This window comes from Spirulina sp. CS-785/01, assembly GCF_028330525.1.
In the GTDB taxonomy this organism is placed as follows: Bacteria; Cyanobacteriota; Cyanobacteriia; order Cyanobacteriales; family Spirulinaceae; genus JAQMSD01.
This window is the reverse complement of record NZ_JAQMSD010000254.1, coordinates 1-6,362: the sequence shown is the minus strand read 5'-3', so window position 1 is coordinate 6,362 and position 6,362 is coordinate 1. Positions and strand designations below refer to the sequence as shown.

Annotated in this window: 6 protein-coding genes and 2 pseudogenes; 3 read left to right on the top strand and 5 right to left on the bottom strand. The window is 47.9% G+C overall.

Features of this window, described 5'->3' with window-relative positions:
* Window positions 1-358 (bottom strand): annotated as a pseudogene (locus PN462_RS16580) (hypothetical protein); the annotation flags it as partial.
* Window positions 359-551: 193 nt separating this feature from the next.
* Window positions 552-1,340: a biotin--[acetyl-CoA-carboxylase] ligase gene (locus PN462_RS16575; RefSeq protein WP_272129929.1), complete on the bottom strand. Its 789-nt coding sequence runs from the start codon at window positions 1,338-1,340 to the stop codon at window positions 552-554.
* Window positions 1,341-1,428: 88 nt separating this feature from the next.
* Between PN462_RS16575 and pgeF the strand changes: the two genes are divergently transcribed.
* Together pgeF and PN462_RS16565 are read left to right on the top strand one after the other, a co-directional pair.
* On the top strand, window positions 1,429-2,247 hold the full coding sequence (pgeF, locus tag PN462_RS16570) for a peptidoglycan editing factor PgeF (protein WP_272129928.1): 819 nt from the start codon (window positions 1,429-1,431) through the stop codon (window positions 2,245-2,247).
* A 277-nt stretch (window positions 2,248-2,524) separates the two neighbouring features.
* Complete coding sequence (locus PN462_RS16565) at window positions 2,525-3,172, top strand: PAP/fibrillin family protein (protein WP_272129927.1); 648 nt, start codon at window positions 2,525-2,527, stop codon at window positions 3,170-3,172.
* 318 nt (window positions 3,173-3,490) lie between these two features.
* Here the strand turns inward: PN462_RS16565 and PN462_RS16560 are convergent, their stop codons facing one another.
* The 3 genes from PN462_RS16560 to PN462_RS16550 all read right to left on the bottom strand — a co-directional run bounded on the left by PN462_RS16560 (window position 3,491) and on the right by PN462_RS16550 (window position 5,924).
* Window positions 3,491-4,372, bottom strand: a complete 882-nt coding sequence (locus PN462_RS16560) for a Uma2 family endonuclease (protein WP_272129926.1) — start codon at window positions 4,370-4,372, stop codon at window positions 3,491-3,493.
* Between the two features lie 194 nt (window positions 4,373-4,566).
* Window positions 4,567-5,166 carry an ATP-dependent Clp protease proteolytic subunit gene (locus PN462_RS16555; RefSeq protein ID WP_443029199.1) on the bottom strand — a complete coding sequence of 200 codons (600 nt, stop codon included), beginning with the start codon at window positions 5,164-5,166 and terminating at the stop codon, window positions 4,567-4,569.
* A 71-nt stretch (window positions 5,167-5,237) separates the two neighbouring features.
* On the bottom strand, window positions 5,238-5,924 hold the full coding sequence (locus tag PN462_RS16550) for an ATP-dependent Clp protease proteolytic subunit (protein ID WP_272129925.1): 687 nt from the start codon (window positions 5,922-5,924) through the stop codon (window positions 5,238-5,240).
* A gap of 313 nt (window positions 5,925-6,237) precedes the next feature.
* Between PN462_RS16550 and PN462_RS23290 the strand changes: the two are divergent.
* Window positions 6,238-6,362: pseudogene (locus PN462_RS23290) on the top strand (photosystem II q(b) protein); the annotation flags it as partial.

Genomic DNA, 6,362 nt, shown 5'->3' with positions numbered 1-6,362 from the left:
GGTTGGGTTTATTGACTTGGGGAGGGGGAGAGGTGGGTTGGGGTTGGGTTACGACCGGAGGAGGAGAGGCCGGTTGGGGGGCTGGGGCCGGTTGAGGGGCCGGGGCTGGGACACTAACGGTGGGTTTGCTCACCTGGGGGGGAGGAGAAACGGGAGAGGCTGGGACTTTTTGCGGTTTGGGAACGGAAGGCGGACTGGTTGAGGGCGTTCCGGTATCCACCAAAGCATCGGTTTGGGCCCAGACCCATCCCCCACTTAGTAAGGTTAAGCCCCCAATGAGGGTTAAGCTGGGGGTGAATAGGGCATGACGGAATAAGAATAGAAAGAGACTGGTCAGATTTGGTTGTTTTTGACGCATTAAAACCTCCGTTGACAACCGCGCCACTTTTGGCTCACGGTGATAATTAGTAATTAGTAATCAGTAATCAGTAGGGGTTTGGTTTAATTTAAAACTCAAATTACAGGTGGCCTGCCTATTACTTTAAAACGGATTGGGGGAATTCAGTGAAGGTTCTTGACTTGATTCTCCTGGCTGTAAGTCTCCTCAAGGGTTATTCTTGGACGGGAGAGGCGGGAGTGGGTATTCCCCAACTGATTGAACCGATGGGACAAGTGATTTCGGTTGAGGCACTGGGGGTGGCTAGGCGGACTCGTAAGGCCCCTTGGGCGGTAATGCCGACGATTTTACCGCGTTGGTTTTGAATGGTGATGTCTTGCCCTTGGTGGGTTAATAGGTCCCAGTAATGGGGCAAGAGGTTGGTCAATCCTTCCTGAAGATAGGGCTGGTATCCGGAGATAATACCGTGGACGGTGAGGGCGGCTAACTGTTCCAGTTGGGCAATTTGTGAGTAATTTTGCAGGTTGATGGCGGTTGGGGGAGTGGGGTTGTGCCAGTTGATGCCGACTCCGATGACGACGGGGCTGTGGTTGGGGCGGGTGTGGCGTTCGGTTTTGATACCGCCGAGTTTTTGACCGTGGAGGATGAGGTCATTGGGCCATTTGAGTTGAATGGGAATGTCCCACTGACGGAGGGTTTGGGCGATTCCGAGGGCGATGGCGAGGGTGAGGGGGGAGTCGAGGGGATGGGGTGAGGTGAGGGCAAGGGAGAGGTACAGGCCACCAGGTTGGGATTGCCATTGTCTCCCCCATTGCCCTTGTCCGGCGGTTTGTCGCTGGGCAATGACCAGTAGGGGGGTGGGAAGGTTTTGGTTGAGGAGTTCCCAGGCGGTTTTGTTGGTGGAGGCGAGGGTGTTAAAGGGATAAAGGGTGATGGGGGAGGGGGGGGACTCCCAGGGGAGGGTTTGTAGGGTTTGGTAAAAGCGGTTACGGTCGAAGTTCACGGGGGATTCTCTGATGTCAATTGCCCAGAAATAACGATACTATAGGGGGGCAAGTCTTAACAAAGCGTTGATTTCGAGGTGATTGGTTTTGGTCGCTTCTCTTTCTGAGTCCGTCCGTTTAAGTCCCCATTGGCAATGGCAACAATGGCAAGGACTCCCTTATTTAACCTGTACGTTGCTGGATCGTTGGCCTCATGGTTTTTTTACCCAAGGGTTTTATCCGCGATCGCCCCAAGAGTTAACGGAAATTTTACATTCTGGGGCGAGGGCGTATCGTCTGCAACAGGTGCATGGAAACCGGGTGTTAACGCCCCAGGAGATTGAGGCCGAACAGACGAGTTTGGAGGATGAGGATTGGCCGCAAGGGGATGGCGCGATCGCAACTCAACCGAAACAAGGCGTTTGGGTGGCCAGTGCCGATTGTACGCCCATTTTAATTGGGGATGTCTTGACAGGACGAGTGGCGGCGTTACACGCGGGTTGGCGGGGAACGGCACAGAAAATTATCTCTCAGGCGGTTTCCCGGTTTTTGACGATGGGAAGTGTGTTGGAGAATTTACGCTTTGCTTTGGGGCCAGCTATTGCGGGGGATGTGTACCAAGTGTCGGAACAGGTGGCCGCTGAGGTGGCGGTGACGTTAGTAAAGTCGGAGTATGTGGGGACCGTAGAGGCGGTGATTGCGTCGTTGGATGCGTTGCCGGAGTCGCCGATTTTACCCGATGAGAAACCTGGACGGGTGCGTTTAGATGTCCGTAAGGTGAATGAGTTACAGATTAAGCAGTTAGGGGTAAATGAGAATTGTCTGGCAATTGCCCCCTGTTGTACTTATCAAGAAGCAGAGTATTTCTTTTCCTATCGTCGCTCGAAGGCGAAAAAGGTGCAGTGGTCGGGGATAATTCATAATTAGTTGTTTGTTGTGGGGTGAGCATTCATATGATCCCCCTATCGCCATCTCAAATAGGTTATGAACACCAGATCGCTGTGTCTCACCCATAGCAACAATTGAAAATCAAAAAATACGCCTTGGGTTGAAACCCAAGGCTAAGAGCTTAAACCCGTTAAAACGGGTTGAGAGATCAACGAAACTCTTAAACATTGTCAGGGGGGAATAAGCCCTAAAGGGCTTACTACGAACGGATCAACCAAATTTAATTGTTAATTGTTAATTGTTAATTGTTAATTGAATGAAGACTCAATATTCTCTGAAACAAGCTCTACTAGAAAAAATTGCTACGGTTGCCAGTGAACAGAAACTGACTCCGGGGACTCCATTAACCGATCTCAATCTTAACCAAGATACCCGATTGGCCTTAGAAAATTTTACTATTGCGGTTGAAAAACAGACTCCTTATCCTCAACCTCTCAAAGATGTTCCTGAGATGCTGAATGGCCCTTGGCAATTGTTGTACTCTAATGCACGGGAAATCCGTAATTTGAGTTCTTTACCGTTGGGGTTTGAGTTGGGGAAGGTATATCAAAAGATTGATGTTGCCTCTAAGAGCTTTTTGAACCAAGCCTATTGCCAACACAGTTTAAAACTACTTGCGGGTTATGTTGTCGTTACTGCAACTTTTTATAGCGCACCTACTGCTGCCGATGGTCAACCGTTTCGGAAGATTAATGTAAATTTTCAAAAGCGTTCTCTTGTGGTTCAGAAGATTTTAGGGGTGAAGTTGCCTAGACAACAAGTGGTTAAGGAGGTTCGGGCGAATAATCCGGTGGGGAGAATTCCTAGTCTGACGATTACTTATTTGGATGACTCGTTGCGGATTGGTCGAGGGGGAGATGGGAGTCTTTTTATTTTAAAGAAAGCTGAGGAAGTGGTGGCTTAATGTTTGAGTTAACCTGAACCTTGGGTTAAAACCCAAGGCTAATAGCGAAAACCCGTTAAAACGGGTTAATATGGAATTCTCGCTCCTAATATTTACTATCTTTTTGAAGTTTGAGACCTGAACCTTGGGTTAAAACCCAAGGCTAATAGCGAAAACCCGTTAAAACGGGTTAATATGGAATCCTCGCTCCTAATATTTACTATCTTTTTGAAGTTTGAGACCTGAACCTTGGGTTAAAACCCAAGGCTAATAGCGAAAACCCGTTAAAACGGGTTGATGTATTCAGTAAAAAACAGAGTATTGATTACTGATTACTGATTACTGATTACTGTTTGCTATTTGTTGCACAAATTCCGCAGAAACGGAGAGAATTTCGGCAACTTGCTCCACTGTCATTCCAGTAGCTAAGAGTTGGGGAATAGCGTTGCGTTGGGTTTGTTCGAGTTCGGTTGCTCGTTGTTGTGCCGCTTCTGCTTGCTGTTGGGCGGTTTCTGCTTGCTGTTGGGCGGTTTCTGCTTGCTGTTGGGCGGTTTCTGCTTGCTGTTGGGCGGCTTCTTCGGGTAAGGGGACAACATTACCCGCTTGGTCGTAAAAGCGCAACCAGGGGGCAAATTCTCGGTCGATTGTGCCTTGCCAGACTCCTACCCATAACCCCAATTGCTGACACCATAATTGTCCGTTTTCATTGGGGGTTAATGGTTGATAGGTTTGGTTTGCGTCTAAATGCCAACCTTGCAGGGAGTCAGCATTAAAGGGGTCATAGACAAAATAATCGGGGGTTCTAAAGGTTTGTTCGTAGATGTCTTTTTTTTCGGTGACATCAATGGTTGCGGTACTGGGAGACATTAATTCTACGATGACATCGGGATAGCGTCCCGCTTCTTCCCAGACGACCCATCCTTGACGGGGATAACTACCGTCAATGTTTAAGACGGCAAAAAAGTCTGGCCCGCGAAAGTCTTGGTTTCTGACTTGCTCTCGACTGAAGTAAATAAACATATTGCCTCCGCTAAAGAAGTCGTTGCGGTGGGCAAAGGCTTGGTTTAGGGAACGAATGAGGACGTTCATTCCGATGCGGTGACGATTGCTTTCCAAGGGTTCTCCGTCATCAAAGATTAAGTTGTCGGGTGGCATTTGGGGTTGCCACTGGGTTACGGTCACGGGGGGGGTTGCTGCGGTTGGGGTGGGGTCTGGGGTCATGGTGGTCCCTCGTGCAAAACGTTTGTTTTGATTTTAGCCTAGAAAATAGCGATCGCCTTGTTGAGTAGGGCTAAAGCCCTGACTACGAACGATGTGGTGTAGCCTAGAAAATAGCGATCGCATTGTTGAGTAGGGCTAAAGCCCTGACTACGAACAATGCGATCGCAAGTTTTCAGAGTGTTGTGTATTGGGTGTTATGGGGTATCTTCGATTACTTTATCGATCAACCCGTACTCTAATGCCTCTTGGGGAGACATAAAGAAGTCGCGGTCGGTATCTTTGTCAATCTTTTCAATAGTCTGTCCGGTATGATCGGCCATGATCTGATTAAGCTGCTTTTTAATGCGGAGAATTTCTCGCGCTTCAATCTCAATATCGGTGGCCTGACGACGACCTTGTGTTCCCCCTAACGGTTGGTGAATCATAATCCGAGAGTGGGGTAAGGCCAGACGTTTTCCTTTTGTTCCGGCACTGAGTAGAAAAGCCCCCATTGAGGCCGCTAACCCGACACAAATGGTCACGACTTCTGATTTAATATGCTGGATAGTGTCATAAATAGCCAGTCCAGCCGTTACAGACCCCCCTGGGGAGTTGATGTAGAGATAAATGGGTTTGCTGTTGTCTTCGGAGTCCAAGTACAACATAATGGCGATGACCTGATTGGCCAGACCATCGTTAATGCCTCGACCGATGAAAATAATGCGCTCTCGGTAGAGGCGATCGTATATATTAATCCAGTCACTGTAAGGTTGACCGGGCATTTGATAGGGAACTTTGGGAACACCAATAGGCATGATTACATCCGTGAGTTAAAAGTCAATAAAATCAGTCAATTCAATGAAGCTCAAAGGAAGCTCAAGTTAGATTAAGCAGAGGGAATTGGAGCAGGAAGTTCCTTGCTGCTTTCCAAGACGCGATCGATTAAGCCATATTCTTTCGCATCTTCGGGGGTCATGTAAAACATCCGGTCTGTGTCTTTTTCGAGTTGTTCGTGAGATTTCCCGGTTGTCTTGGCAAAAATCTCTAGCATTGACCGTTTATTGGCCAAGACTTCTTTTGCCCGAATTTGAATATCTGAGGCTTGTCCCTGGGTCCCTTGTCGGGGTTGGTGTAGGATAATTGTACCGTGGGGTAAGCTGGCTCGATATCCCTTTGTCCCTGTGGAGAGGATCATGGCCGCTGTTCCCATGGCCTGACCAATACAGATCGTGTGGATGGGGGGCTTAATGTAGCTCATGGTATCGCAGATGGCAAAGGCTTCCGTTTCAAAGCCAATGGCATCTCCCCCATACCAGGATGTACCTGTGGAGTTGATGTACATGAAGATGGGTTTTTCAGGATCATCAAATTGTAGGTACAACAGTTGGGCAATGATTAATTCTGTTACATCAACACCAAGCTGCTGTTTGTATTCATCCGGTGAGACTAAGGGCAACCCCAGATAGACAATCCGTTCTTTTAATAATAGGGAGGGTAAGTCTGGGGGAGGAGTCCGTGTGAACGATGCGTCTCCTCGATAGGGAGCTTGAACAGCTTTAATAGGTGAATTCATAGGTTCTCTTGCAGTTTGGCGGTGATTCGGGTGGTGTTGATGAGCGTGCTGCATCATCTCCACCTTAGAAACAATTGCTCTCTCGTATTCTAGCTTATCTAAACCGGGATAAGGGCTAAAGCCCTGACTACCAACATAGGATAGGGCGTGCGTGATCCTTCCTCTCTCTCAAATAAGCAACCCTAAACTGTTCGATAAAAATAAAATATATTAGAAAACTTGCCGATTTTTAACAAAAGTACATATACTGTATAGCAAGGGAACACAAATTCCCGTTCATCATAATCTTGCACAACTTGCAATCATCATAAACATGACTACAACAGTTCAAACACAACAGAACTTATCCCTGTGGGAACGGTTTTGTCAGTGGGTCACAAGCACCAATAATCGCCTCTATGTGGGCTGGTTCGGTGTCTTAATGATCCCCACCCTCTT

What these genes read in the sequence shown, in the direction of transcription:
- PN462_RS16560 (WP_272129926.1), bottom strand. Translation starts at nt 4,372, where the DNA reads ATGACCCCAGACCCCACCCCAACCGCAGCAACCCCCCCCGTGACCGTA.
- PN462_RS16555 (WP_443029199.1), bottom strand. Translation starts at nt 5,166, where the DNA reads ATGCCTATTGGTGTTCCCAAAGTTCCCTATCAAATGCCCGGTCAACCT.
- PN462_RS16550 (WP_272129925.1), bottom strand. Translation starts at nt 5,924, where the DNA reads ATGAATTCACCTATTAAAGCTGTTCAAGCTCCCTATCGAGGAGACGCA.
- PN462_RS16565 (WP_272129927.1), top strand. Translation starts at nt 2,525, where the DNA reads ATGAAGACTCAATATTCTCTGAAACAAGCTCTACTAGAAAAAATTGCT.